The sequence below is a fragment of the Blautia sp. TM10-2 genome (assembly GCF_003480845.1).
In the GTDB taxonomy this organism is placed as follows: Bacteria; Bacillota; Clostridia; order Lachnospirales; family Lachnospiraceae; genus Fusicatenibacter; species Fusicatenibacter saccharivorans.
Map to the genome: position 1 here is coordinate 19887 of NZ_QUJZ01000007.1, position 26830 is coordinate 46716.

23 protein-coding genes are annotated in these 26830 nt (G+C 49.5%); 18 read left to right on the top strand and 5 right to left on the bottom strand.

Translation table 11 applies throughout. From position 1 onward, the window contains the following. Positions 1-34: 34 nt before the first annotated feature. From alaS to DXD92_RS08310, 9 genes are all read left to right on the top strand, one after another. Positions 35-2674: an alanine--tRNA ligase gene (gene alaS / locus DXD92_RS08270; RefSeq protein WP_117801012.1), complete on the top strand. Its 2640-nt coding sequence runs from the start codon at positions 35-37 to the stop codon at positions 2672-2674. A 205-nt stretch (positions 2675-2879) separates the two neighbouring features. Then, positions 2880-3056 (top strand): 30S ribosomal protein S21, encoded by a 177-nt coding sequence (gene rpsU / locus DXD92_RS08275; RefSeq protein WP_004222305.1) that lies wholly within the window; start codon positions 2880-2882, stop codon positions 3054-3056. 94 nt (positions 3057-3150) lie between these two features. Continuing rightward, positions 3151-4731, top strand: a complete 1581-nt coding sequence (cls, locus tag DXD92_RS08280; RefSeq protein ID WP_055226404.1) for a cardiolipin synthase — start codon at positions 3151-3153, stop codon at positions 4729-4731. 74 nt (positions 4732-4805) lie between these two features. Next, positions 4806-6074: a D-alanyl-D-alanine carboxypeptidase family protein gene (locus DXD92_RS08285; RefSeq protein ID WP_243037961.1), complete on the top strand. Its 1269-nt coding sequence runs from the start codon at positions 4806-4808 to the stop codon at positions 6072-6074. Positions 6075-6107: 33 nt separating this feature from the next. Beyond that, a complete protein-coding gene (locus DXD92_RS08290; RefSeq protein WP_022462318.1) occupies positions 6108-6842 on the top strand; it encodes a ribonuclease H1 domain-containing protein in 735 nt (244 codons plus the stop codon). Between the two features lie 53 nt (positions 6843-6895). Next, positions 6896-7696, top strand: a complete 801-nt coding sequence (locus tag DXD92_RS08295) for a metallophosphoesterase (protein WP_158578756.1) — start codon at positions 6896-6898, stop codon at positions 7694-7696. A 15-nt stretch (positions 7697-7711) separates the two neighbouring features. Next, positions 7712-8533, top strand: coding sequence for a segregation and condensation protein A (locus tag DXD92_RS08300; RefSeq protein ID WP_118594749.1), 822 nt, complete (start codon positions 7712-7714; stop codon positions 8531-8533). Next, on the top strand, positions 8511-9134 hold the full coding sequence (scpB, locus tag DXD92_RS08305; RefSeq protein WP_022462321.1) for an SMC-Scp complex subunit ScpB: 624 nt from the start codon (positions 8511-8513) through the stop codon (positions 9132-9134). Before DXD92_RS08300 ends, scpB begins: the two co-directional genes overlap by 23 nt. A 33-nt stretch (positions 9135-9167) precedes the next feature. Next, the gene (locus tag DXD92_RS08310; RefSeq protein ID WP_118594750.1) at positions 9168-9956 is read left to right on the top strand and encodes a zinc dependent phospholipase C family protein; all 789 of its coding nucleotides are present in this window, start codon (positions 9168-9170) and stop codon (positions 9954-9956) included. 99 nt (positions 9957-10055) lie between these two features. On the opposite strand, the gene DXD92_RS08315 is transcribed toward DXD92_RS08310, so the two are convergent. The 4 genes from DXD92_RS08315 to DXD92_RS08330 all read right to left on the bottom strand — a co-directional run bounded on the left by DXD92_RS08315 (position 10056) and on the right by DXD92_RS08330 (position 14453). Then, entirely contained in the window at positions 10056-11930 is a 1875-nt protein-coding gene (locus DXD92_RS08315) for an extracellular solute-binding protein (RefSeq protein ID WP_431834936.1), read from the bottom strand. Between the two features lie 23 nt (positions 11931-11953). Continuing rightward, positions 11954-12796: an ABC transporter permease gene (locus tag DXD92_RS08320; RefSeq protein ID WP_055218051.1), complete on the bottom strand. Its 843-nt coding sequence runs from the start codon at positions 12794-12796 to the stop codon at positions 11954-11956. Further along, positions 12768-13841 carry an ABC transporter ATP-binding protein gene (locus tag DXD92_RS08325; protein ID WP_117509007.1) on the bottom strand — a complete coding sequence of 358 codons (1074 nt, stop codon included), beginning with the start codon at positions 13839-13841 and terminating at the stop codon, positions 12768-12770. Before DXD92_RS08325 ends, DXD92_RS08320 begins: the two co-directional genes overlap by 29 nt. Positions 13842-13913: 72 nt before the next feature. Beyond that, on the bottom strand, positions 13914-14453 hold the full coding sequence (locus DXD92_RS08330) for a cupin domain-containing protein (RefSeq protein ID WP_055226534.1): 540 nt from the start codon (positions 14451-14453) through the stop codon (positions 13914-13916). Positions 14454-14731: 278 nt separating this feature from the next. Between DXD92_RS08330 and DXD92_RS08335 the strand changes: the two genes are divergently transcribed. Beyond that, positions 14732-15967 carry a D-alanyl-D-alanine carboxypeptidase family protein gene (locus tag DXD92_RS08335; protein WP_226906314.1) on the top strand — a complete coding sequence of 412 codons (1236 nt, stop codon included), beginning with the start codon at positions 14732-14734 and terminating at the stop codon, positions 15965-15967. On the opposite strand, the gene DXD92_RS08340 is transcribed toward DXD92_RS08335, so the two are convergent. Next, complete coding sequence (locus DXD92_RS08340) at positions 15952-17334, bottom strand: MATE family efflux transporter (protein ID WP_055226390.1); 1383 nt, start codon at positions 17332-17334, stop codon at positions 15952-15954. The genes DXD92_RS08335 and DXD92_RS08340 overlap by 16 nt on opposite strands. 268 nt (positions 17335-17602) lie before the next feature. Between DXD92_RS08340 and DXD92_RS08345 the strand changes: the two genes are divergently transcribed. The 8 genes from DXD92_RS08345 (at position 17603) to DXD92_RS08380 (ending at position 26804) form a co-directional block, all read left to right on the top strand. Beyond that, the gene (locus DXD92_RS08345; RefSeq protein ID WP_118594752.1) at positions 17603-18826 is read left to right on the top strand and encodes a 6-phosphofructokinase; all 1224 of its coding nucleotides are present in this window, start codon (positions 17603-17605) and stop codon (positions 18824-18826) included. A 270-nt stretch (positions 18827-19096) separates the two neighbouring features. Continuing rightward, positions 19097-20530 (top strand): acyl-CoA carboxylase subunit beta, encoded by a 1434-nt coding sequence (locus tag DXD92_RS08350; RefSeq protein WP_022462330.1) that lies wholly within the window; start codon positions 19097-19099, stop codon positions 20528-20530. A gap of 15 nt (positions 20531-20545) precedes the next feature. Further along, the gene (locus DXD92_RS08355) at positions 20546-21319 is read left to right on the top strand and encodes an OadG family protein (protein WP_118600632.1); all 774 of its coding nucleotides are present in this window, start codon (positions 20546-20548) and stop codon (positions 21317-21319) included. 14 nt (positions 21320-21333) lie between these two features. Continuing rightward, on the top strand, positions 21334-21711 hold the full coding sequence (locus tag DXD92_RS08360; protein ID WP_117509004.1) for a biotin/lipoyl-containing protein: 378 nt from the start codon (positions 21334-21336) through the stop codon (positions 21709-21711). 33 nt (positions 21712-21744) lie between these two features. Continuing rightward, positions 21745-22896, top strand: coding sequence for a sodium ion-translocating decarboxylase subunit beta (locus tag DXD92_RS08365; RefSeq protein ID WP_055226382.1), 1152 nt, complete (start codon positions 21745-21747; stop codon positions 22894-22896). A gap of 49 nt (positions 22897-22945) precedes the next feature. Beyond that, a complete protein-coding gene (locus DXD92_RS08370) occupies positions 22946-24355 on the top strand; it encodes an oxaloacetate decarboxylase subunit alpha (RefSeq protein WP_117804070.1) in 1410 nt (469 codons plus the stop codon). A gap of 230 nt (positions 24356-24585) precedes the next feature. Further along, the gene (locus DXD92_RS08375; RefSeq protein ID WP_117509159.1) at positions 24586-25560 is read left to right on the top strand and encodes a MurR/RpiR family transcriptional regulator; all 975 of its coding nucleotides are present in this window, start codon (positions 24586-24588) and stop codon (positions 25558-25560) included. Continuing rightward, entirely contained in the window at positions 25557-26804 is a 1248-nt protein-coding gene (locus DXD92_RS08380) for an NAD(P)/FAD-dependent oxidoreductase (RefSeq protein WP_117509003.1), read from the top strand. The genes DXD92_RS08375 and DXD92_RS08380 overlap by 4 nt, the downstream gene beginning before the upstream one ends. Positions 26805-26830: the final 26 nt, after the last annotated feature.

The window sequence follows — 26830 nt, forward strand, 5'->3', positions numbered from 1 at the left end:
GGGACACACTGAATTATTTGGAGGACAAACAGTCATGGAAAAATATGGCGTAAACGAATTACGAAAGATGTTTCTTGAGTTCTTCGAGAGCAAAGGACATCTTGCTATGAAGAGTTTTTCGTTGATTCCACACAACGATAAAAGTCTTTTACTGATCAACTCCGGTATGGCTCCGCTGAAACCTTACTTCACAGGCGCAGAGATTCCGCCGAGAAGAAGAGTAACAACATGCCAGAAATGTATCCGTACCGGCGATATTGAAAATGTAGGAAAAACAGCCCGTCACGGCACCTTCTTTGAGATGCTCGGAAACTTTTCCTTCGGTGATTATTTCAAACACGAAGCAATCGCATGGTCCTGGGAGTTTTTAACACAGGTAGTAGGGCTCGATCCGAATCGTCTGTACCCATCCATCTATCAGGACGATGATGAAGCATTTGATATCTGGAACAAAGAGATCGGCATCCCGGCAGACCGTATTTTCCGTTTTGGAAAAGAGGACAACTTCTGGGAGCATGGCGCAGGTCCGTGCGGTCCGTGTTCTGAGATTTATTATGACCGCGGAGAAAAATACGGCTGCGGCAAACCGGGATGTACCGTTGGCTGCGAGTGTGACCGTTACATGGAAGTATGGAACAACGTATTCAGCCAGTTCAACAACGACGGCGAGGGCCACTACACCGACCTGATCCAGAAGAACATTGATACCGGTATGGGACTTGAGCGTCTGGCCGTTGTCGTACAGGATGTAGATTCCATCTTCGATGTCGACACCATTCAGGCACTCCGCAACAAAGTATGCGAAATCTCCGGAAAAGAGTATGATAAAGATCATGAGACCGATGTTTCCATCCGCCTTATCACAGACCATATCCGTTCCGCAACATTCATGATTTCCGATGGAATCATGCCGACCAACGAAGGAAGAGGCTACGTACTGCGCCGTCTGATCCGCCGTGCAGCACGTCATGGCCGTCTGCTTGGCATTGACGGACTGTTCCTTGCCCGCCTTTCCGCAAGCGTAATCGAAGGCTCCAAAGACGGATATCCGGAACTTGAAGAGAAAAAAGATTTCATCTTCAACGTTCTGAACAACGAGGAGACCCAGTTCAACAAAACCATCGACCAGGGACTTCATATCCTCTCCGAGCTCGAAGAAAAAATGCAGAGCGAAGGCAAAAAAGTTCTGGACGGACAGGATGCATTCAAACTGTACGATACCTACGGATTCCCGCTGGATCTGACCAAAGAGATCCTCGAGGAGAAGGGCTACGGCATCGACGAGGACGGTTTCCATGCAGCAATGGAAGAGCAGAGAGAGCGTGCAAGATCGAGCCGTGAAGTAACAAACTACATGGGTGCTGATGCAACCGTTTACGATGAGATCGACCCGTCCGTAACAACTGAGTTTACCGGATACGATCATCTGGAGGATACCTCCAAAGTAACCGTTCTGACGACAGAGACTGAGATTGCAGAATCTCTGATGGAAGGCCAGAAGGGAACCATTTTCGTAGAGAAAACTCCGTTCTACGCTACCATGGGCGGTCAGGAAGGCGACTGCGGTATCATCAAAGGAGCAAATGGTGTATTCGAAGTAGAAGATACCATCAAACTCCGCGGCGGAAAATACGGCCACGTCGGTGTCATGAAATCCGGTATGATTTCAAACGGCGAGGAAGTTACACTTCAGGTCAACGAAGAGGCAAGAAAAAATATCGAGAAGAACCACAGCGCAACACACCTTCTGCAGAAGGCATTAAAGACTGTTCTCGGTGCACACGTAGAGCAGAAAGGTTCTCTCGTAACCCCGACCAGACTCCGTTTCGACTTTGCCCACTTCCAGGCTATGACACCGGAAGAACTGGAAAAAGTTGAGAATCTGGTAAATGAAAAGATTCAGGAGCAGATCCCGGTTGTAACCGACATCATGGATACTGAGGAAGCAAAGAAATCCGGCGCGATGGCTCTGTTCGGTGAGAAATACGGCGACAAAGTACGTGTCGTTTCCATGGGAGACTTCTCCAAAGAGCTCTGCGGTGGTACCCATGTAAAGAATACCGCTGAAATCGGACTGTTCAAACTTGTTTCTGAGGCAGGCGTTGCAGCAGGTGTCCGCAGAATCGAAGCTCTGACCGGACCGTCTGTTACTGCATACTATAAAGCACAGGAAGAGAAAATACATGAGGCAGCAGCTCTCTTAAAGACAACACCGGCGGATCTCCTCGAGAAGATCGCTCATCTGCAGGCAGAGGCAAAAGCACTCCAGGCAGAGAATGAGTCCTTAAAGAGCAAACTGGCAAAAGAAGCGCTCGGCGATGTTATGGATAAAGTAACCGAAGTCAAAGGTGTAAAACTTCTCGCTGCATCCGTACCGGATGTCGATATGAACGGACTGCGTGACCTTGGCGACCAGCTGAAAGAAAAACTGGGAAGCGGCGTTGTTGTTCTGGCATCTGCAAAGGACGGTAAAGTAAGCCTTCTTGCCATGGTAACCGATGATGCGATGAAGAAAGGTGCACATGCCGGAAAACTGATCAAAGAAGTGGCAGCCGTTGTCGGCGGCGGCGGCGGTGGACGTCCGAACATGGCACAGGCCGGCGGAAAGAATCCGGAGAAGATCGACGAAGCAGTTGCAAAAGCTGCTGAGGTACTGGAAGGCCAGATCGCATAACAATAAGCAGGAAAAACAGCACAAAATCCTGCCGCCTGCAGGGCAGAAAAAGGAGCCAGGCAGGCGGCAGGGAAAAATTTTGCAAAAAAATGAAAAAACTTGTTGACGTACGAGATTTTTCTGGTATAATAAGAACAGTGCAAAAAATACCCATACAGTTGTATTATGCACAATCTACAACTGGAGGGAGGTTAGGTGTGAGACTATGTCAAATGTAATCGTTAAAGAAAACGAAACGTTGGACAGCGCTTTACGCAGATTTAAGCGTAGCTGTGCAAAAGCTGGCATTCAGCAGGAGATTCGTAAAAGAGAGCATTACGAGAAACCAAGTGTTCGTCGTAAAAAGAAATCTGAAGCTGCCAGAAAACGTAAGTATAATTAATGTGCAAAAAATCCCCGGCGATCTGTTTTGCCGGGGATTTTTATACTTGTAACTTAAAGTCGCAGGTTTTGACAAAACAGCAAGGCGGTGACAAATGAGAATTTTGTACAAAATAGCAAACAAGCTGTTTCGTATCGTGAAAAAGATTCTGAAGCTGCTTACCAGCCGTATGGTCATTATCGGTGTTGCACTTCTTCTGGAATTTTGCTGGCTGGCCGGAATTGTGATGCAGCTCAATGAAAAATCTGTCTACATCAACTATGCGGTCACGATCCTTTCCCTGATTGCAGTGCTTTCGATTATCAATAATCCGAAAATGAATCCCGGCTACAAACTGATGTGGGCAGTCTGTATCCTGGCGCTTCCGGTAACCGGAATCTGCCTGTACGGCATTCTCGGCCATTCCAGTGTGGCAAGAAAATTCCGTACACATTACGATACAGTTCTGCTTTCGCAGGGAGGCGTTCTTGGAGAGGAAGAAGAGACGCGTAAAAAGCTCGAGGAAGAAAATATCCTGGCAGCGGGGCAGTCTTCCTATCTGACCAATTATGCGCATTATCCTGTTTATGAAAATACAGAAACAGAGTATTACCCGCTGGGAGATGTATGGTTTGAGCACTTTATTGAGGAACTCAAAAAGGCAGAACACTACATTTTTATGGAATATTTCATCATCAGCGAGGGGTATCTGTGGGATACGGTGCTGGAGATTCTGAAGGAAAAAGCGGCCGCCGGTGTGGATGTGCGGCTGATTTACGATGATTTCGGCTGCGTGACGACACTGCCGTATCAGTATTATAAATCGCTGCAGCAGATGGGCATCAAGTGTGCGGCGTTCAATCAGTTCCGACCGGTGCTGAATGTCATTTTAAATAACCGTGACCACCGGAAAATTGCCGTGATCGACGGTCATACGGCTTTCACGGGCGGCATTAATCTTGCGGACGAATACATTAACCGCAAGGAGCGGTTCGGCCACTGGAAGGATTCCGGAATCTGTCTGCATGGTGAGGCGGTATGGAGTTTTACGGTGATGTTTCTGCAGATGTGGAGCACAATCACCGGTATGGAATGCGATTTCGAATCATACCGGCCGGAAATCTATCACAAGGAAGCGTTTAAAAAAGACGGTTTTGTGCAGCCGTACGGCGATTCCCCGCTGGATGGAGAGACAGTAGGCGAGCATGTTTATCTGAACATTATTTCACAGGCGAAAAAATATCTTTATATTTTTACCCCGTATCTGATTCCGGACAACGAGACGCTGACCGCTCTCTGCATGGCGGCAAAGCGCGGAGTCGATGTGCGGATTGTAACGCCGGGCATCCCGGATAAGAAGATTGTCTATATTCTGACGCAGGCCAATTACGAGATCCTGCTGGAATCCGGCGTTCAGATTTACCAGTATACGCCAGGCTTTATCCATTCCAAGAGCTTTGTCTGTGATGATGAAGTTGCGACGGTCGGAACGATCAACATGGATTACCGGAGCATGTACCTGCATTTTGAGTGCGGTGTCTGGATGTACGGCAGCAGTGCGGTTGCCCAGGTAAAAGAGGATGCGCTGATCACGTTTGAACAGTGTGAGCAGATCAATATGGACTACTGCCGAAAGAAAAATTTTGCAGTCCGTGCACTCCGCGGTGCGCTGAAGTTTCTGGCACCGTTGCTGTAAACGGAACAGACAGCATAGTTCTGCGGTCGTCTGCATAGCCTGTAGGGAAGAAAGAGCAGATGTTTCGGGGGAATATGAAGAGAAGAACACGAAATATCGTCTGGAGCCTGCTGATGATCCTGGCGCTTCTTGCAGCGCCCTTGAAAGTGATTGCGGCAGAGCAGAATGGAGAATCTTCCGACAAGCAGCAGAACGAAACAACGGAACAGAAAACAGAAGAGACGGAGGAGACAGCACCGGAGATGACAACGGACCTTGGGCTGGCTTCGCCGTCTGTTCTTTTGATGGAGGCACAGACCGGAACTGTTCTGTACGAGAAAAATGCGTCGGAACAGCGAAGCCCGGCGAGCATCACAAAAATCATGACGCTGCTGCTGATTTTTGAAGAGCTCGAAAAAGGGACGCTCCAGCTGACCGACGAAGTGACGACGAGTGCGCACGCCAGAAGTATGGGCGGGTCCCAGGTTTTTCTGGAAGAGGGCGAAAAGCAGACCGTTGAGACGATGATCAAGTGTATTGTCGTTGCTTCGGGAAACGATGCATCTGTAGCGATGGCAGAGCATATTGCGGGGACAGAAAGCGAGTTCGTCAGCCGGATGAACCAGAAAGCAAAAGAACTCGGCATGAACGACACGAAGTTTGAGGACTGCTGCGGCCTCACGGATTCCGACGGCCATTACACGACAGCGGCAGATGTGGCGAAAATGTCTCGGGAGCTGATCGAGCGCTTTCCGCAGATCCTGAACTATTCCTCTATCTGGATGGAAGAGATTACGCATGTCACACAGAAGGGAAGCAAACCATTCACCCTCACCAATACAAATAAGCTGATCCGCGGCTATGAGGGCTGTGTGGGACTGAAAACAGGAAGCACCTCGAAGGCGAAGTACTGCGTCTCGGCAGTGGCGAAGAAAAATGATCTGACGATGCTGGCAGTCGTGATGGGAGCACCGGACTACAAGGTGCGGTTTGCAGATGCAGCGTCACTGTTCCAGTATGGGTTTTCGTCCTGCAGCATCTACATAGACCGGGAACGCGATCTCCTGCCGGAACTTTCGGTTGTTTACGGAAAGCAGGATACGGCAGAACTGGAATATGCGGAAGAATTCCGCTATCTTACGACGGGCGGGACGGTGATTGGTGAAGTGGAAAAAACGATGGAACTGCCGGAAGAGGTGCAGGCCCCTATCCAGAAAGGCGAGTGTGCCGGAAGAGTTGTTTACAAAGCAGACGGTGAGGAACTTGGTTCCGTTGCGATTTTATATGGAGCAGACGTGGCAAGAGCCGGCATGTGGGATCTGTTCGGATGTACGATGAAACAATATTTTCTTGGGACGGCATAAAGCCGGAGTATCATGCGCGAAAAGGAGAAAAACATGGCAAAGAAAAATTACTATGCGGTAAAACAGGGAAAGGTTCCGGGCATCTACCGGACATGGGATGCGTGCAAAGCGCAGGTACACGGTTATCCTGGCGCAATTTACAAGGGATTTGAGCGTCTGGAGGAGGCAGAGGCCTTTCTGGGCGGCGGTAAAATGCCGGAACCATTGCTGCGGGAAACAAAAGGAACGTATTTCGCTGCCCCGGAACGAAAGGCAGTACAGAGCACGGCAGCACCCGATCCTTCTTCTTGGGACTGGGAACACCTGATTCTGGCGGAAAAACCATGCGAAGACCCGGAATACGCCGGTGTCGGCAGGAGCGCCGTCGCATACGTGGATGGAAGCTATCAGCATGCGCTCGGAAAGTTCTCCTGCGGTGTGGTCCTCTTCCTGGACGGAAAAGAGTTGAATCTTGCAGAAGAATACAGCGACCCGGATCTCGTCTCCATGCGGAATGTGGCAGGCGAGATCAAGGGCGCAGAGCTGGCCATGGCTTACTGCCTGACACATGATATTCCGGAGCTGGCCATCTATCACGATTACCAGGGAATCGCAAGCTGGTGTACGAGAGAATGGCAGGCGAAAAAACAGGGAACCATCGATTACCGGAATTTTTACGATCTGGCATCGGCCAAAGTTGCGATCCGCTTCTGCAAAGTAAAGGGCCACACCGGCGTCACCTACAACGAAAAAGCCGATCAGCTGGCAAAACAGGCACTGGGCTTATAAACAGCAGGGAAAACGGGTTGTCATACACCGAAAAATCAAGTATAATGAACGATATGAGAAAATTTACAACGACCTATTACAAACTTTCGTCAAACGGAAAATTTCCGGAAGGAAACGGTTTTCGTCTGGCGTTTATCAGTGATCTTCACAATATGGAGTTTGGCCCGGACAACACGGTGTTAAAGGCAGTCATCGATGAGGCGGCTCCGGATCTTGTCATCATCGGCGGGGACCAGATTGTGGCAAAGCCGGGGGAGAACCTCGACCCGGGTCTGAGTTTCGCGGAACGTCTTGCGGAGGAATACCAGGTAATCTATGGCTGCGGAAACCACGAATACCGTCTGAAGCTGTATCCGGAACAGTACGGTGATCTGTATGAAAAGCTCCGGGAGCGCCTGAAAAAGGCAGGAATCTGCTATCTGGAAAATGAGACGGCGGATCTTACCATCAGCGGCTGTCCGGTCCGGATCTACGGCTATGCCATGGACCGCACCTATTACAACCGCTTTTACCGCGGACCGCTGCCGGTTTCGGAACTGACGGACAACCTTGGAAAACCGGATCCGGCGCACTACGGCATTCTGCTGGCGCATCACCCTGCCTACCGCAGCTCCTATGCATCATATGGAGTCGATCTGACGCTTTCCGGCCATTATCACGGCGGCGTGGTGGGCCTTGGCGCGCACCGGGGGCTTGTGACGCCGGATTTCCGCCTTTTTTCGAAAAACTGCCGCGGGCTGTTCCTGACGGGCGGCACCTGCCAGATCATCAGTGCAGGAACGGGCGAACACACCATTCCGGTCCGCATCTGGAACAGAAGAGAATTGATTATTACAGATATCGGGAAACCGTAAGGGAGAACAGAGCACATGGCGATACCAGTAAAGCTTCCGGTGTTTGAAGGACCGCTGGACCTTCTTCTTCACCTGATCGATAAAAACAAAATAGATATTTACGATATCCCCATTGTAGAGATTACGGACCAGTATCTGGAATACATTCATCATATGGAGCGGGAAGACCTCGACATCATGAGCGAGTTCATGGTCATGGCGGCGACGCTTCTGGATATCAAATGCCGCATGCTGCTTCCGAAAGAAGTGAATGAGGAAGGCGAGGAAGAGGACCCGAGAGCCGAGCTGGTGCAGCAGCTTTTAGAGTACAAAATGTACAAGTACATGTCGTACGAGCTGCGTGACCGCATGAACGAGGCGAGCCGTTCCGTGTACAAGGAACCGACGCTTCCAAGAGAAGTGCTGGAGTACAGGACGCCGGTCGACACCTCCGAGCTCCTCTCGCAGATTTCTCTCGCGAAGCTCCATACGATCTATAAAATGATTTTAAAGCGCCAGGAGGACAAGATCGACCCGATCCGAAGCAAGTTCGGAAAGATCGAAAAAGAAGAGGTCAGCCTGCCGGACAAGATGACGTATGTCGAGCAGTTTGCTGTTAAAAAACGCCGCTTCAGCTTCCGCGACCTTTTGGAATCCCAGCCGGGCAAGGTGCATGTGATTGTCACCTTCCTTGCAATCCTGGAGCTGATGAAAACCGGCAAAATCCGGATCAGCCAGGAGGAGCTTTTCGGGGATATCCTGATTGAATCCCTGGAGGATGAAGACACCGTAGTTGTGCCGTATACAGACGAGACAGACAGTGAGGACAAGACAGATGGAAGAACAGAACAGGAATAAAGAAACTGCCCCGGGTGAGGCAAGACGCCCCTCTTCGGTCGAGGAGGCGGAAGCAGCCATCGAGGCAGTCCTTTTTGCGATGGGAGATTCCGTGGAGCTGGGAAGGATTGCAAAAGCGATCGGCCATGACACGGAGACGACCCGCAGGATTCTGAACCATATGATGGAAAAATATAATACGAAAGACCGCGGCATCCATATCGTGGAGCTTGAAAATGCGTATCAGATGTGCACGAAACAGGAATATTATGATTATCTTGTCAACATCGCCATGCAGCCGAAGAAGGCGGTTCTGACCGACGTCATGATGGAGACCCTCTCGATCATTGCCTACAAGCAGCCGGTCACGAAGCAGGAGATCGACAAGATCCGCGGCGTCAAGAGCGATCACGCGGTCAACAAACTGGTGGAGTACAATCTGGTGCAGGAGCTTGGCCGCCTCGACGCGCCGGGCCGCCCGATTGTGTTCGGCACGACCGAAGAATTCCTGCGGAACTTCGGCGTCGATTCCACCGACAATCTGCCGGAGATCAGTCCGGTCAAGATGGAGGACTTCCGCGCAGAAGTGGAAGAGGAAATGCAGATCAAGCTGGATGTCTGATCCGGCAGGAGAAAAAAGAAGGGAGATACCGATATGCCTACTACGTACGCACACGACAGGTTCGGAAGAGAAGTCTATGAACAGCTTCCGGCAAATTTGAAAAAGATCATTCGAGAAAACAAAAAATTGTATCTGATCGGACTGCACGGGCCGGATATCTTCTTTTATTACCATCCGTTCTCGAAAAACCGTGTGTCTGATTACGGAACGTTTCTGCATGAACAGACGGCTTCCGTTCTGTTCGATGATGAGGTGAAAAAGTATCAGCAGAGCCCGTCAGAGGCGATGGAAGCGTATCTGTTAGGCTTTGCCTGCCATTACCTTCTCGATTCGACGTGTCATCCGTATATCGGGAAATTTGTGGATCACACTGGAATTTCCCATACAAAGATTGAGACGAGCCTTGACCAGTACTTCATGCTGGAGGACGGCCTCGATCCGCTCGTATACCGTCCGGCATCGCCGATCTGCCCGCACACCGACGGCAACAAGGTCATCCACCGCTGTTTTCCGGAAATCGGGGAAACAGAAATTGTCGAATGCCTGAAGGGCATGAAGCTCTGGACGAGAATCACGATCTGCCGCAGCAGTGCGGTAAGAAGCCTTCTTCTTGGAGCGATGAAACTGGTCGGCTGCTATGATTCGATGGGCGGCCGTGTGATGCCTGGAAGGCCTCAGAAGGAATGCGAAGCGGGCACACGGAATCTTGTCCACCTGTACGAAAGAGCGCTTGCAGAGGCGCCGCAGGAGCTTGTAAAGCTGGATGAAGTGCTCCATGGAAACGGAACGCTTTCCCCGCGCTTTGACCACAATTTTGATTAAAACAGACTTTTGAGAGCAACAGTAAGAATAGAAAAATCCCGGCAGGAATCTTTCCTAAGAATTCCTGACCGGGATCTTTTTTTGTCCGAAAGCAGATCTTTAATTTGATTTTACTTCACGCCACAGCTGGTTGTAAACCTCATCGGCATCATCGCCAAGATACGTAAAGGTTTCGCACCGTGCAAGCGTTTCCTCATCCGGGAAGGCGATTTCACTGTTTCGGATATCGTCATCCTCAATCAGTTCACGCGCCGCATCATTCGGCGTAGAGTAGGTAATATACTCAAAGTTTTTCAGTGCGATGTCCGGCCGGCAGAGGAAATTCAGGAATTTCTCTGCGTTCTCGACATGCTGCGCATCTTTTGGAATGCACCAGGAATCGATCCAGACGTTGGAGCCTTCTTTTGGAACAACGTATTCCAGATCCGGGTTTTCACGCTTCGTGTAGATAGCTTCACCGGAGTAAATAACGCCGATAGCCGCCTCATTTCCGATCATCTTGTCACGCACCTGATCCACAACGTACGCCTGCACGAGAGGTTTCTGTGTCACAAGCAGATCCTTCGCCTCCGTCAGCTCCTTGATATTGGTGGAGTTTAAGGAGTATCCCAGATCCTTTAAAGCAACAGCAAACGCATCGCGCACGCTGTCCTGCATCAGAATGCTGTCGCGGTAATTGGTATCCCACAGAACAGACCAGGAGTCGATCGGCTCGCTTACCATTTTTTTGTTGTACAGAATACCAACTGTTCCCCAGCAGTACGGGATCGAGTAGAGATTGCCCGGGTCGAACTGCTCGGAAGTCTCGTAGTACATATCTCCAATGTTGGAAGCGTTCGGAATATGGTCAAAGTTGATCGGCTGCAGCAGATCGTTCTGGATCATCTTCTGAATCATATAGTCGGACGGGCAGACAAGATCGTAGGAAATCGCACCGGATTTGATCTTCGGATACATGATTTCGTTCGTCTCATACTCCTCGTAAACAACGTGGATACCGGTTTCTTCCTCAAAGATATCGATGACATCAGAATCCATATATTCGCCCCAGTTGTACACAATCAGCTGCTGGGAGCCGCCGGCTGAAGCATTCTGGCTTCCGTAGTAAATACCGCCGCCGCCGATGACAAGCACCATGGCGATCGGAAGAATCCGGCGGAAGACCACACGTTTCGTGATGCGGAAACGGATGCCCTTCTTCGCCATAGCCTCGCGCTCTTTTGCCTCCTCTTTTTCTTCCTTCGGAGAAGGATTCACATTCACAAGGAGCAGCAGAAGCAGTACGGTAACAAAAAGAATCGTGGAGAGCGAGTACATCTCCGGCTTGATTCCCTTGCGGACTTCGGCATAAATCTTTGTGGAGAGCGTATCAACGCCCGGTCCCTTGGTGAAGTAGGTGATAACGAAATCATCGAGGGACATCGTAAAGGAGAGCAGAAAGCCCGAAACAACGCCTGGCATGATGTCCGGGAAGATAACTTTCCAGAATGCATACAGCGGAGAGGCACCAAGATCGAGAGCTGCCTCGTACGTCGATTTGTTCGTCTGCTTTAATTTCGGCATAACGCTCAAGATAACGTAAGGAACATTGAACGTAATATGTGCCATCAGAATGGTACCGAATCCAAGCTGAATGCGGCAGATGATAAAGAGCAGCATCAACGAGATACCCATGACGATCTCACCGTTCAGCATCGGAATATTGGTGATGCCCATGAAAACCGTCCGGCTCTTTTTCGACATGCTGTTGATGCCGATGCACGCAAGCGTTCCCAGCACAGTCGCAATCGCAGAGGCAAGAAGCGCGATGATCAGTGTCGTATACAGCGCATTCATGATCTCTGTATTGGCAAACAGTGAGCGGTACCAGTGCAGGGTAAAGCCGCCCCATTTGGCACGCGTTTTTGAATCATTAAAGGAGAGCACCACAAGGGTGACAATCGGCGCATACAGAAGAATAAAAATGAGTGCCATGTAAATTTTTTCCAGTTTCTTTCTCAAAATGCCGTTCCCTCCCCGTCTTTATCGTATTTGTTCATCAGAACCATCGACAGGATGATGAAGATCATCAGGACTGTGGAGAGTGCACTTCCGGCATTCCAGTTGTTGGTCTGTTTGAACTCCTGCTCGATGACGTTTCCGATCAGAAGGATCTTGCTTCCGCCGAGCAGGTCGGAAATAACAAAGGTTGTAAGCGCCGGGATGAATACCATGGTAATACCGCTTACGATACCCGGCGTGGTGAGCGGCAGCGTTACTTTCAGAAACGTCTGCACACTGTTTGCTCCGAGGTCCCTTGCTGCGTTGATGACATCACGGTCGATCTTAATCAGAACATTGTAGATCGGCAGAACCATAAACGGCAGGAAGTTGTACACCATACCGAGAATGATCGCTCCCGGTGTATTGATGATAGAAATGCCGGGCAGATGGAAAAACGCGAGGATGCTGTTGATGACGCCGTTTTTCTCAAGCAGTGTCTGCCATGCAAGCGTACGGAGCAGAAAATTCATCCACATCGGGAGAATGAAGATCAGCACAATAAAGCTGGTCTGATTGACATTCCGGTTTGCCAGAATCATGGCAAGCGGATAGGCAAGCAAAAGACAGAGCGCGGTGCTAAGAAGCGACAGCCACAGCGCCAGGCCGAGTGCCTTGATGTTTTCCTTCGTCGCAACGTAGGCGAAATTCGAAAGGGTAAAGCCGCCTTCTTCCCCGGTGAACGCATAGTAGAGAATCAGGATCAGCGGGATGATGATGAAACCGGCAGCCCAGACGGCATACGGTGCTGCCAGCCATTTCTTTAATTTATTACTCTTCAATGGCTGCCGCCTCCTCATCTTCGGATTCCGGTTTGTTCATAATCTGGATATCGAACGGATCGACGTGAATGCCGACTTCCTGTCCGACCGGGAACAGATCGGTAGAGTGAACGAGAAGCTCAAAGCCGTTCACCGTAACCTCCATCTCATAGTGAACACCTTTGAAAATCAGATGGGTGACACGTCCGCGGATGGTACCTTCCTCCGGCTTCACAAGATCAATATCCTCCGGGCGGATCACAACGTCGATCGGTTTGTTTTTGCCGAATCCGACATCAACGCACTCGAACTTCGCACCGAGAATCTCGACGAGACGGTCCTCAATCATGATGCCGTCGAGAATGTTGCTGTCACCGATGAAGTCTGCAACGAATGCGTTCTGCGGCTCATTGTAGATGTCTTCCGGTGTGCCGATCTGCTGGATATAACCCTGGTTCATGACAACAATCGTGTCCGACATAGTAAGCGCCTCTTCCTGATCATGGGTGACATAGACAAAGGTGATACCAAGCTCGTTTTTCAGACGGATCAACTCGTACTGCATATCCTGACGGAGCTTTAAGTCAAGTGCGCCGAGCGGCTCATCCAGAAGCAGAACTTTTGGTTCGTTGACAATCGCGCGCGCAATGGCGATTCGCTGCTGCTGGCCGCCGGAGAGAAGCGCCGGGGAGCGGTTTTCGTAACCCTCAAGGTTAACAAGTTTTAATGCGTATTTGATTTTGTCATCGATATATGCTTTGGATTTTCCTTTGATTTTCAGCCCGAAAGCAATGTTTTCCGCAATTGTCATATGCGTGAAAAGAGCATATTTCTGGAACACCGTATTTAACTGGCGTTTGTTCGGCGGAAGCTGGGTGATATCCTGTCCGTTAAATAAAACCTTTCCGGCATCCGGTGTCTCAAAACCGCCGAGGATACGTAATGTGGTTGTTTTTCCGCAGCCGCTCGGGCCAAGGAGGGTAAGAAATTCGTTTTCACGGATATAAAGATTCAGATCATCCAGAATGGTAACTCCGTCGTACGATTTTGTGATGTTGACCAGATCAAGTAATTTGGTACTCATGTGTAATATGCTCCTTTCGGGTTGTGAAATTTGGAACACCGTTTCTCGTGAAAATCACGCGATGTAAAAAATCTAAAAATAAGGCGGTGAACTGACCCAGAGAATGATGGCCGGTGTTTTACCCGGATTTTCCAGATAGTGATTACAGGAAGCGGGATAGTAGAAGCTTTCCCCTTTCTTCACTTTGTGGCATTCATCTCCAAGATGAAGGAGAATACGGCCGGAAAGTACATAGCCGAATTCCTCGCCTTCATGCGGTGAATCAATCTCGGTGCACGCGCCGCTTTGCAGCGTCAGCCGGATTGGCTCCATCCTGTTTTTCTGTGCATTCGGAACGATCCATGCGATCTCGTTGCCCTGCGCTTCAGCGGTCTTTACAAAGTAATCTTCTTCGCAAAAGACAACCTGATTGTCCTGCTCTTCGCCGAAAAACGTTTTTAGATCCGTTCCAAGGCAGGTAAGAACATCAACCAGCGTGGCGATCGAGGGAGAGGTCACATCGTTTTCAAGCTGGGAAATAAATCCCTTTGACAGCTCGCTCCGATCTGCCAGTTCCTCCTGCGTCAGCCCTTTCCACATCCGCAGTTCCCTGATTTTTTTTCCGATTTCCATAAAAAATCCTTTCTGCATCCAAAGTCTTTCCCGGGATCCTTTTGCTGAATACGGATTCTCAGGAAATCTCAGTAAAAATAAACAAAAAGTTTAGTGATTCTATACAAACACGGGGAATTATACATGATATGGATCGCAGTGTCAATAACTTTGTGAAATTTTACCATGATTTTGCAGGAAACCTCATATAATGAAGAAGAAGCAGACAAAAAGCCGGTCCCAAAAGAGCGTCCGGCTTTTCCGTTTTTAAAGAGAAAAAACACAAGGGGGATCTGATTTTGAACAGAAAAAGAAGAAACAAGACAGGTTTTTTCCTGGGAATCCTGCTTCTGTTTTTGGGAAGTGTGTCCGTGACTGCGACAGAGCAGGAGAGCGAGCCGAATCAGCTGTTTGCAACGGCGGCATGCCTGATGGATGGCGATACCGGCCGTGTGCTGTTCGGAAAACGCGAGACAGATCCTATGGCAATGGCGAGCACAACGAAAATCATGACATGCATTCTGGCACTGGAAAACGGACAAGAGCAGACGGTCGCAACTGCATCGGCTAAAGCAGCCGCAGCGCCGAAAGTACATCTCGGTGTGCGGGAGGGAGAACAGTTTCTGCTTGGCGATCTTCTGTATTCCCTGATGCTGGAATCGCATAACGACGCGGCGGTAATGATTGCAGAGACCATCGGCGGAAGTGTAGAGGAATTTGCATCGCTTATGAATGAAAAAGCCGCAGCAATCGGCTGCACAGATACGCATTTTGTGACGCCGAACGGTCTCGATGCTTCTGACGCAGGCGGAGATCACCACACGACAGCAGCTGATCTGGCACGGATCATGCGATACTGTGTCTGGATTTCACCGAAAGCCGCCCAGTTTCTCGCAGTGACGCAGACGCGGTCCTATACCTTCTGGGATCTGGAAAAGAAAAACATGTTCAACTGCTATAATCACAACGCACTGCTGGATCAGATGGATGGAGCTGTTTCGGGAAAAACCGGCTTCACGGCAAAAGCCGGTTACTGTTATACCGGTGCGCTGGAGCGGGATGGAAAGCGTCTGATTGTGTCGTTGCTTGCGTGCGGATGGCCCAGCCATAAAAACTATAAATGGGCGGATGCCGCAAAGCTTTTAAACTACGGGCTGGAATCGTATATGTATCGTGACGTGCTGGACCATAGCTGGAACCCAGGGCAGATTGAAGTAGCAGACGGTGTTTACGACGGGATGCTGCAGGTAAAAAGCAGCGCCCGCCTTACCCTTACAAGCCCGGCGCTTGATCCGGCGCGCTCGCTTCCCGCTCTTCTGAAAGAGACAGAAATACCGGAAAAAGACATTTTTTTACCGGAGCTTTTGAAAGCCCCGGTAAAGAAAGGAGAAAAGGTCGGTTCGGTTACGTATTCGATCGACGGGATTCTTCTCGCGGAATATCCCGTCTATGCAGCCGAAACGATCGAGAAAATTGATTATGGGTGGTGCATGGAAAAGGTCGCAGAGCGCCTCTTTTGTCATTCTTCGGTATGAGTCACTTTTGCAAGTGTTTCTGTTGAAAGAATTTTCCGGATATTGCAGAGAAACAGCGTAACGGCAGTGATAACAGAACATACATCAGCGATCGGTTCTGCATAGTAAACGCCCATGACACCGAAGAAATGCGGCAGAATGAGTGCAAGCGGAATCAGAAGGATGACTTTTCGAAGCAGTGCAATAAAAAGAGAAATCTTCGCCTGGCCAAGACCGAGGAAGGAACTCTGTACGCCGCTCTGCAGTCCGAAAATTGCCATGCCGGCAATGTAAACCGGAAGTACCTTCTCTACGATGACAATCAGTTCCGGGTCAGTCGTGAAAAGACCGGCAAAAAGAGCCGGACGAAGCATTGCGAATACAACGTAGACGAAAGCGGCAGTAAAAGTAATGGCGATCATGCGCCGGATTGTCTGGCGGACACGGTCAAACTGGCCTGCACCAAAGTTGTAGCTGATGATCGGCTGTACACCGTTCGTAAAGCCGTTGACCGGTACGAAAATCAGCTGCAGCACCGACTGGAGAATTGTCATCGAGCCGACATAGAGGTCGCCGCCGTACGTCTGTAGCCCGTGGTTCATGACGATTGTGATGGCACTTTCCGTTGCAGACATGATAAATGGTGAGATGCCGAGTGCCATGACAGAGCCTAAAATGGAAAAATCCGGTTTCATGGTGCGAAGAGAAAGGCGGACACCTGATTTTTTTGAGGTAAGAAACCGAAGAACCCATGCAGCACTTAAAGCCTGGGAGAGAATGGTAGCAAGTGCGGCCCCGGAAACACCCATATGAAGAACGAAGATGAAAACCGGGTCAAGACCAATGTTGATAACAGCGCCAATGAGAACGGAGCACATGGCCGTGCGTGCGTGTCCCTGACAGCTGATAAAAGTATTCAATCCGACAGCCAGCTCGACAAATACGGTTCCGACAAGATAAATGGAAATATACGTGGAAGCGTATCGGATTGTGTTGCTGCTTGCACCAAAGAGGTACAGAAGCGGTGTCTGAAAGAAAAAGAAAAACGCCATCAGACACACGGAGAAAAAGAGCAGCAGGGAAGTGGAGCTTCCAAGAATTTTTTCTGCGCGGTCCCGGTTTTTCTGTCCGAGTGCGATGGCGGCAAGAGGAGCACCGCCTCCACTTGCGAATCCGGCAAAGGCGGAGATGATTGTGATAATCGGAAACGTGACGCCGACACCGGTCAGTGCCAGGGAACCAACATCAGGAATCCGGCCGATATAAATGCGGTCTACAATGTTATATAGTACATTTACAATCTGTGCGAGGACAGAGGGAAGGGCCAGTTCGAGCATCAGTTTCCCGATTTTTTCGGTGCCGAGACGGCCATCTTGCTTGGTCTGCATGAAAAAAACCTCCAGTTTTTTTGTTGATGAAACGTATATTTTTCTGCGTCCTTTTCGTGGACATTGCTTCTATTATAGCTTTTTAAGGGCAATCCTGCAAGAAAAAAACGAAAAACTTTGCAATCCGTTGTGAAAGTCTACAGGCTTTTCCCGGAAACGCAAAACAGGGTGTACGGAAGAAAAAAAATATGGTACGCTATAGGACGAAGCGAAAGTGATTTCGTGAAAAACTTTTAGAAAGTAGTGGGAATAGATGGAGGAAAATCATATGCGAAATCTGTTAGTAGCGCAGTCTGGCGGACCGACCGCGGCGATCAATGCAACGGTGGCAGGAGTTGTTTCCTGTGCTGTACTGTCCGGAAAAGTAGATCATATTTATGGTGCGGTAAATGGAATTGAAGGCGTGCTTGCAGAAAAATTTCTTGATCTTGGACAAAAACTGGATTCAGCAGAAAAAATCTCTCTTCTGATGCAGACCCCGGCAGCAGCGCTTGGCTCCTGTCGTTATAAACTGGGCGATCCGGAAGAAAACAAGGAGGATTTTGAAGAAATACTTCAAATTTTTCGCAGACATGAGATCCGTTATTTTATTTATATCGGCGGAAATGATTCGATGGATACCGTAGACAAGATGTCAAAGTACTGCAAAGAAAACGGTGTGGACGATGTGTTTGTTGTCGGGGCGCCAAAGACGATTGACAATGATCTTGTCGAAACGGATCACTGCCCGGGCTTTGGATCTGCGGCAAAATATCTGGCAGCAACCTTTGCAGAGCTGGAGAGAGACTGCCATGTATATGAAAAGAAGGCTGTGACCATCGTGGAGGTCATGGGAAGAAACGCAGGATGGCTGACGGCAGCGTCTGCACTGTCCCGTGTCAACGGCGGAGAAGGGCCGAGCCTGATCTATCTTTGCGAGCCGGTCTTTGACACCGAACAGTTTTTAAAGGATGTGCAGGAAAAACTGGAACAGAAGGACAGTGTTCTGGTTGCAATCAGCGAGGGCATCCATGACAGCGAGGGCCGCTATGTTTCTGAGCAGGTGCAGAGCGATGCACAGGATCAGTTTGGGCACAGCTACATTGCAGGTTCTGCAAAAGTACTCGAAGAGCTGGTGCGTGACCGTATCGGCTGTAAGGTAAGATCGATTGAACTGAACCTGATGCAGCGGTGCGCGGCTCATCTTGCGAGTGCGACCGATCTTGAGGAGTCCCGTATGCTCGGCATGAAAGCCTGCCAGTGTGCACTGGAAAAACAGGGAGGACAGATGGCATCGATCCGAAGAATCTCCGCGGATCCTTACCGCGTGGAGTATACCTCCGTTCCGGTATCGGAAGTGGCAAATAAAGAAAAGAAAGTGCCGCTTTCCTGGATTACAGAAGATGGTCATGATGTGACCGAGGAGATGATGGCGTATCTTCGTCCGCTGATTCTTGGCGAACCGGCGATGCAGTATGAGAATGGAATTCCGGTTCATATTGAACTATATTAAACCGAAGGAAAAACGTGTAAGAAAAGCCGCCGCCGGGCGGCTTTTTTGTACGATGCGGAAAGAAAACAGGACTTTTTGAAAAAGGAAAGGCCGGGAAAAATCAAGTTTGACCTTCCATTTATAATAGGAAAAATCTGAAATTTTTCTGTCTATTTTCTGTCAAAAAGGTGAGAAAAAGTATTGAAAAAAAACGAAAAAACAGATATGATAGACTTGTATAAAATTTGTTTAAAATTTTATAATGAAAATAGAAAGATGGAGGTTTGAAGAATGAGTAACACAGCACAAAGTTTAGCGAGCACAAGAATCGCCTCTTTGCTGGATGAAAACAGCTTTGTGGAAATCGGCGGACAGGTTACTGCCAGAAGCACAGATTTCAACATGGCCGGCATGGAGACACCATCCGATGGTGTAATTACTGGTTACGGTGTGATCAACGGCAGCCTGGTATACGTATACAGCCAGGATGCGTCTGTGATGGGCGGTACCATCGGCGAAATGCATGCAAAAAAAATCGCGAGACTGTATGAGTTTGCACAGAAAACAGGTGCTCCGGTCATCGGACTGGTAGACTGTGCCGGTATGCGTCTGCAGGAGGCAACTGATGCTCTGAACGGTTTCGGCGAAATCTATATGGCGCAGGCAATGGCATCCGGCGTGATTCCACAGATCACAGCAGTATTTGGTACCTGCGGCGGCGGTATGGCACTCATCCCGGCTATGACAGACTTCACGTTCATGGAGTCTAAAAACGGAAAACTTTTCGTAAACTCCCCGAACGCACTGGACGGAAACCACGTATCCAAATGTGATACCGCATCCGCAGATTTCCAGGGCGAAGAAGCAGGTCTTGTTGACTTTGCTGGAACCGAGGAAGAAATCCTCGGACAGATCAGAAACCTGGTATCTATGCTTCCGGCAAACAACGAGGACGAAGCATACACCGAGTGCGAGGATGATCTGAACCGTGCATGTGCAGACCTTGCAAACTGCGCAGGCGATACCGGAATCCTTCTTTCTCAGCTCAGCGACAACGGCATCTATTTTGAGACCAAAGCCGCTTACGGAAAAGATGTTGTAACTGCATTTATCCAGTTAAACGGAGCAACCGTAGGAGCAGTTGCAAACCGCTCTGAAATCTACGGCGAGGACGGAACGGTAAAAGAGAAAATGGATGGAACCTTAAGCGCAAGAGGAGCCAAAAAAGCAGCAGATTTCGTAAACTTCTGCGATGCTTTCTGCATCCCGGTACTTACCATCACAAACGTAACCGGATTCAAGGCAACCAAATGCTCTGAGAGAACCATGGCTAAGAACGCAGCAGCCCTGACCGCAGCTTTCGCAAACGCAACCGTTCCGAAAGTAAACGTTGTTGTCGGCAAAGCATACGGAAGCGCATACGTTGTCATGAACAGCAAATCCATCGGAGCAGACATGGTATTTGCATGGCCGAACGCAGAAATCGGAATGATGGATGCAAAATCTGCAGCAAAGATCATGTACGAAGGATCTGACGCTGCTACCATCAACGAGAAAGCAGCTGAATATGCAACCCTTCAGAACAATGTAACTTCCGCAGCCAGAAGAGGCTATGTGGACACCATCATCGAGCCGGAAGACACCAGAAAATATGTTATCGGCGCATTCGAGATGCTGTATACCAAGAGAGAAGACAGACCGGACAGAAAACACGGAACAGTCTAAGGAAGGTGGCATACGATGAGAAAGAACTGGAAAAAATTAGTAAGTCTCGTCCTTACCGCAGCCTGCACCATGGTTGTGACCGTAGCTCCTGTTTTTGCGGATGCGGCATCTACACCGGCTTATTCACCGGTTGAGGCATCTACGGTAGATTCTCTGCTCTCCTCCAGTGTTCAGTGGGTAGGACAGAGCCTGATGACCTACAGCGATGACGATCTTGTCAATATGGAAGCTTCCGACCAGCAGTTCTATGCAAGAGCAGCTGAGGCATGGGAAGAGGCAAAGGCTGACCTCGGAGAGGTAAAAAGCCTGGAAGACGGTACTCTCGAAGTAGACGGAGATTTTGTAACCTGCACAATTCCGGGTGAATTTGAAAAAAATCCTGGTATTGTCCGCGTATTCTGGAACATCAGCACCGGAACACCAGTTCCGACCGACCTCACCATCACCGTTGAGGAGTCAAAGGGCGTTCTGATCGGCCAGGCCGGCATGAACACCATCATCGGAATCGGTACCGTATTTGTTATGCTGATTTTCCTGATTTTCGTTATTTCTTCGTTTGATTACATTTTGGGAGACAAGAAGAAGAAAAAAGCACCGGCAGCACCTGTACAGGAAGCACCGAAGGCTGTCGCAGCACCGGTTGTTGAAGAGACAGCACCGGAAGCAGACGATATGGAGCTGCAGGCTGTTATTACAGCTGCAATCGCCATGTATGAAGAAGATATGGCTTCTGCATCCGGAGATGCTTATGTTGCACGTCCGATCCGCAGAAAAGGCAAAAGAGCTTAAGGAGGAAATTTTCAATGAAAAACTACACCATTACCGTAAACGGAAATGTATATAACGTAACTGTAGAAGAAGGAACCACAGCAGGCGCAGCTCCAGTTGTCAGCGCAGCAAAAGCAGCTCCGGCACCAAAAGCAGCTCCGGCAGCACCGAAAGCAGCAGCTCCGGCAGGCGCAGCAGGCAGCGTAGAGGTTACTGCTTCTGTACCTGGTAAAATCTGCAAAATCGAAGCAGCAGCAGGCACCGCTGTAAAAGCAGGAGATGCTGTTCTTGTACTGGAAGCCATGAAGATGGAAATCCCGGTTGTAGCACCGCAGGATGGCACAGTAGCAACCATCAATGTAGCAGTAGGCGATGCAGTAGAATCCGGTGACGTTCTTGCAACCATGAACTAATGCCCGTTGTAAGAAAAAACCGGAGGTGAAAAAATGATTACTGAAACTTTAAACAACCTGCTTCACCAGACGGCGTTTTTTAATCTGGACTGGGGCAATTACGTTATGATCGCAGTGGCTTGCTTCTTCTTGTATCTTGCGATTAAGCATGAATTTGAGCCGTTGCTTCTTGTACCGATCGCATTCGGTATGCTGCTTGTAAACATTTACCCGGACATCATGGCTGAGCCTTATACCGACGTACAGGGTCTTGAGCATGCGGGCGGTCTGTTCTACTATTTCTTTACTCTGGACGAGTGGAGTATCCTCCCATCCCTGATCTTCATGGGTGTAGGTGCGATGACAGACTTCGGTCCGCTGATTGCAAACCCGATCAGCTTCATCATGGGAGCTGCAGCACAGCTTGGTATCTATCTGGCGTACTTTTTCGCTATTTTCATGGGATTCAATGGAAGAGAGGCAGCAGCTATCTCCATCATCGGCGGTGCCGACGGCCCGACTTCTATCTTCCTTCTGAACAAGCTCGGACAGCAGCACCTGATGGGACCGATCGCAGTAGCAGCATATTCCTATATGTCACTTGTGCCGATCATCCAGCCGCCGGTCATGAAGCTTCTGACTACAGAAAAAGAGCGTAAAATCAAAATGGAGCAGCTTCGCTCCGTATCCAAACTTGAGAAGATTCTGTTCCCGATTGTCATTACAATCGTTGTCTGCATGATTCTTCCGTCTACCGCTCCGCTGGTAGGTATGCTGATGCTTGGTAACCTGTTCCGCGAGTGCGGCGTTGTAAAACAGCTTCAGGAGACAGCTTCCAACGCCATGATGTACATCGTTGTTATCCTTCTTGGTACTTCCGTTGGTGCATCCACAAGTGCGGAGGCATTCTTAAATGTCAGCACTTTAAAGATCGTTGCACTGGGTCTGATCGCATTCGTATTTGGTACTGCAGGCGGTGTCCTGTTAGGAAAAATACTGTGCAAGGCAACACATGGAAGAATCAACCCGTTGATTGGTTCTGCAGGTGTATCTGCGGTTCCGATGGCAGCCCGTGTATCCCAGAAGGTTGGCGCTGAGGCAGATCCGACGAACTTCCTGCTGATGCATGCGATGGGACCGAACGTAGCCGGTGTTATCGGTACAGCAGTAGCGGCCGGTACCTTCATGGCGATCTTTGGTGTATAACTTCTTAAGACAAACAAAAGTGAAAAACACTTCATTTAGGAGGATAGAAATGGCAGTAGAAAAGAAACCTGTCAAGATTATGGAAACTGTTCTGCGTGATGCACATCAGTCCCTGATCGCGACAAGAATGACAACAGAACAGATGCTTCCGATCATTGATAAAATGGATAAAATCGGATATCACGCAGTAGAGTGCTGGGGTGGCGCAACCTTTGATGCTTCCTTACGTTTCCTGCATGAAGATCCATGGATGAGACTGAGAAAACTTCGTGACGGATTTAAAAACACGAAACTGCAGATGCTGTTCCGCGGACAGAATATCCTGGGATATCGTCCGTACGCAGACGACGTAGTAGAGTATTTCGTACAGAAATCCATCGCAAACGGAATCGACATCATCCGTATTTTTGACTGTATGAACGATCTGCGCAACCTGCAGACCGCTGTCAGCGCAGCAAACAAAGAAAAAGGCCACGCACAGGTAGCACTTTCCTATACTTTAGGAGATGCTTACACCCTGGATTACTGGACCACCATGGCAAAGAGAATCGAAGAGATGGGTGCAGATTCCATCTGTATTAAAGATATGGCAGGCCTGCTCGTTCCGTACAAGGCAACTGAGCTGGTAACCGCGCTGAAAGAAGCAACCGATCTTCCGATTCAGCTGCACACCCACTATACTTCCGGTGTTGCATCCATGACGTACCTGAAAGCAGTAGAGGCTGGTGTTGATATCATCGATACCGCAATGTCTCCATTCGCTATGGGTACTTCACAGCCGGCAACTGAGGTTATGGTTGAAACCTTCAAAGGCACTCCATACGATACTGGTCTGGATCAGAACAAACTGGCTGAGATCGCAGATTACTTCCGTCCGATGAGAGACGAAGCGCTCGATACAGGCCTCTTAAATCCGAAAAACCTTGGCGTAAATATCAAGACTCTTCTGTATCAGGTACCGGGCGGTATGCTCTCCAACCTGACAAGCCAGTTAAAAGAGCAGCACGCAGAGGACAAATACTACGATGTACTCGAAGAAGTACCGCGCGTAAGAAAAGACCTCGGCGAGTGCCCGCTGGTTACTCCGTCTTCCCAGATCGTTGGTACCCAGGCTGTATTCAATGTCCTGATGGGCGAGCGTTACAAGATGGTAACGAAAGAGACAAAAGACGTTCTTGCCGGAAAATACGGTGCAACTGTAAAACCGTTCAATCCGGAAGTACAGAAGAAATGCATCGGCGATACCGAGCCGATCACCTGCCGCTACGCAGACCTGCTTGAGCCGGAGCTTCCGAAACTGGAGAAAGAGATCGAGCAGTGGAAACAGCAGGATGAGGATGTATTAACCTACGCTCTGTTCCCGCAGGTAGCTGTAGACTTCTTCAAATATCGTGAAGCGCAGCAGACAAAAGTAGATCCGGCAGCCGCTGACAAAAAAGACGGCGCATATCCGGTCTAAATAAAATCTGAGTAAAAAAATCAGCCGGTGTTCTGTGTTCCCTGTAAAAAGGGAATGCAGAACACCGGCTTTCCTTTTCAGCTTTTCAGCCATTGCGTCAGTAATTTATTCGTGTTATAATTCAAAAGATCGAGGTGTGTCCGAAAAAGAATCAGGATGCCCCCAAAAGAAAAAATGTGGATGCCGAACGGCATTTGCAGATCGGAAAAACAAATCAGGAAGAAAATAACATGAAAAAAGAAAAAGAACAGTCTTCTTCAGAAGAGCAGAAGGCAGCGAACGAGAATCTCCTCATTCGTCTGAATCAAAATTACGGAAAGTTGAGCAAAGGACAGAAGAGGCTGGCAGATTTTATTACGGCACATTATGACCAGGCCGTATCGATGACGGCAGCGCGCCTGGGACAGCAGGTCGGCGTCAGCGAATCGACAACGGTTCGCTTTGCGATGCAGCTTGGCTACGCGGGATATCCGGAGTTCCAGCGCGCACTGGAGGAGATGGTGATGAATCGTCTGAATTCAGTGCAGCGGATGCAGTTTACGTATGGCCGCGTGCCGCAGGGAGAAATTCTGGAGACCGTCCTGCAGTCGGATATTGAAAAAATCAAGATGACGCTGGAAGAAGTGGACCGGAGCGCCTTTGAGCGCGCTGCGGATACGATTCTTTCTGCGCGGACAATCTACATTGTCGGCATTCGGAGCTGCGCGCCGCTTGCGAGCTTTCTGGCGTTCTATTTCCATATGATTTTCCCGGATGTGCGCCAGGTACAGACAAACAGTTCCAGCGAGATTTTCGAGCAGATGATCCGCATCACGGAGGATGATGTGGTGATCGGCATCAGCTTCCCGCGGTATTCGATGCGTACGATGAAGGCACTGGAATTTGCGAACAGTCGCAAAGCGAAGGTGATTACGATCACAGACAGTGTGCATTCACCGATGAATGTTTATGCAGCCTGTACGCTGATTGCCAAGAGCGATATGGCATCGATCGTTGATTCTCTGGTGGCCCCTTTGAGTGTAATCAATGCGCTTGTCGTGGCGCTCTGCATGAAACGCCAGGCGGATGTGAAAAAGACACTTGAGAGCATGGAAAAACTGTGGGATGAGTACCAGGTTTACAGCAACGATGAAATCAACGGGCTGGACGATGCACGTCCCATGGGCGGAAAAAAGGCAGCTCTGCCGGTAAAGGAGAAAGCATGAGAAAAGCAGCAGTAATCGGCGGAGGCGCCGCCGGAATGATGACCGCCGTGCTTGCCGCCGGCGAAAAGACAGAGATTCATCTCTATGAAAAAAATGAAAAGCTGGGAAAGAAGCTGTTTATCACAGGAAAGGGCCGCTGCAATGTGACAAACGACTGCCCGACAGAAGAGTTCTTCACGAATGTGGTGACAAACCCGAAATTTCTGTACAGCTCCGCCTACAGCTTTGACAGCGCCCAGGTGCAGGAGTTTTTCGAAGCGGCAGGTGTCCGCTTAAAAGTGGAGCGCGGAAACCGTGTCTTCCCGGAGTCAGATCACTCCTCGGATATTATCCGCGCGCTGGAGACGGAACTGAAACGGAAAAATGTGCAGGTGCATAAGAATACAAAAGTAAAAGAGCTTCTTTTCGAAGGAGACCGCGTGAAAGGAATCCGCCTGGAAAACGGGAAAGAGCTTTTTTACAATGATGTCGTTGTCGCAACCGGCGGTATGTCGTACCAGACGACGGGGTCGGATGGAGACGGCTACCGTTTCGCAGAAAAGGCAGGACTTGCCGTCACTCCGCTCCGCCCGGCGCTGGTGCCGCTGGAAACAGAGGAAGCGTACATCCGTGAGCTGCAGGGACTCTCCCTGAAAAATGTGACGATGACGATTAAAAACGGCAAAAAGACGCTGTTCGATGGATTCGGCGAGATGCTGTTTACACATTTCGGAATTTCCGGCCCGCTGGGGCTTTCTGCGAGCTCCTACATCGGAAAAGCACTGGAACAGCAGCCGCTGAAAGGATATCTGAACCTGAAGCCGGCACTCACGGAAGAACAGCTGGATGCGCGGATCCTGCGTGAATTTGAGGAAAACCGGAACAAACAGTTCCGCAACGTGATCAACAGTCTGTTCCCGGCGAAACTGCTTCCGGTGATGCTCTCTCTTGGCGGGATCGACCCGTACAAACAGGTCAATGCCGTATCGAAAGCGGAGCGTCAGCACTTTGAAGAGCTGATCACGCATTTCCCGTTTACAGTAACCGGAACACGGGGTTTCCGTGAAGCAATTATCACACAGGGTGGTGTTTCCGTGAAAGAGATCCGTCCGGGCACGATGGAGGCAAAGAAAAAAGAAGGTCTGTACTTCGTAGGAGAAGTGCTCGATCTCGATGCACTGACCGGCGGCTTCAATCTGCAGATTGCCTGGGCAAGTGCCCACGCTGCAGCCGAAGAGATCCGGGCAAAGGAAGAACAGGAATAAAATATGGATCACAGATTTTAGAATTT

Coding starts and splice junctions, on each gene's coding strand:
- DXD92_RS08325 (WP_117509007.1), bottom strand. CDS start 13,841: ATGAGTACCAAATTACTTGATCTGGTCAACATCACAAAATCGTACGAC.
- scpB (WP_022462321.1), top strand. CDS start 8,511: ATGGAAGAACAGAACAGGAATAAAGAAACTGCCCCGGGTGAGGCAAGA.
- DXD92_RS08290 (WP_022462318.1), top strand. CDS start 6,108: ATGGCAAAGAAAAATTACTATGCGGTAAAACAGGGAAAGGTTCCGGGC.
- DXD92_RS08315 (WP_431834936.1), bottom strand. CDS start 11,930: ATGGCACTCATTTTTATTCTTCTGTATGCGCCGATTGTCACCCTTGTG.
- DXD92_RS08370 (WP_117804070.1), top strand. CDS start 22,946: ATGGCAGTAGAAAAGAAACCTGTCAAGATTATGGAAACTGTTCTGCGT.
- alaS (WP_117801012.1), top strand. CDS start 35: ATGGAAAAATATGGCGTAAACGAATTACGAAAGATGTTTCTTGAGTTC.
- DXD92_RS08355 (WP_118600632.1), top strand. CDS start 20,546: ATGAGAAAGAACTGGAAAAAATTAGTAAGTCTCGTCCTTACCGCAGCC.
- DXD92_RS08285 (WP_243037961.1), top strand. CDS start 4,806: ATGAAGAGAAGAACACGAAATATCGTCTGGAGCCTGCTGATGATCCTG.
- DXD92_RS08320 (WP_055218051.1), bottom strand. CDS start 12,796: ATGAGGAGGCGGCAGCCATTGAAGAGTAATAAATTAAAGAAATGGCTG.
- cls (WP_055226404.1), top strand. CDS start 3,151: ATGAGAATTTTGTACAAAATAGCAAACAAGCTGTTTCGTATCGTGAAA.
- DXD92_RS08365 (WP_055226382.1), top strand. CDS start 21,745: ATGATTACTGAAACTTTAAACAACCTGCTTCACCAGACGGCGTTTTTT.
- DXD92_RS08380 (WP_117509003.1), top strand. CDS start 25,557: ATGAGAAAAGCAGCAGTAATCGGCGGAGGCGCCGCCGGAATGATGACC.
- DXD92_RS08295 (WP_158578756.1), top strand. CDS start 6,896: ATGAGAAAATTTACAACGACCTATTACAAACTTTCGTCAAACGGAAAA.
- DXD92_RS08375 (WP_117509159.1), top strand. CDS start 24,586: ATGAAAAAAGAAAAAGAACAGTCTTCTTCAGAAGAGCAGAAGGCAGCG.
- DXD92_RS08345 (WP_118594752.1), top strand. CDS start 17,603: ATGCGAAATCTGTTAGTAGCGCAGTCTGGCGGACCGACCGCGGCGATC.
- DXD92_RS08340 (WP_055226390.1), bottom strand. CDS start 17,334: ATGCAGACCAAGCAAGATGGCCGTCTCGGCACCGAAAAAATCGGGAAA.
- DXD92_RS08330 (WP_055226534.1), bottom strand. CDS start 14,453: ATGGAAATCGGAAAAAAAATCAGGGAACTGCGGATGTGGAAAGGGCTG.
- DXD92_RS08350 (WP_022462330.1), top strand. CDS start 19,097: ATGAGTAACACAGCACAAAGTTTAGCGAGCACAAGAATCGCCTCTTTG.
- DXD92_RS08310 (WP_118594750.1), top strand. CDS start 9,168: ATGCCTACTACGTACGCACACGACAGGTTCGGAAGAGAAGTCTATGAA.
- DXD92_RS08300 (WP_118594749.1), top strand. CDS start 7,712: ATGGCGATACCAGTAAAGCTTCCGGTGTTTGAAGGACCGCTGGACCTT.
- rpsU (WP_004222305.1), top strand. CDS start 2,880: ATGTCAAATGTAATCGTTAAAGAAAACGAAACGTTGGACAGCGCTTTA.
- DXD92_RS08360 (WP_117509004.1), top strand. CDS start 21,334: ATGAAAAACTACACCATTACCGTAAACGGAAATGTATATAACGTAACT.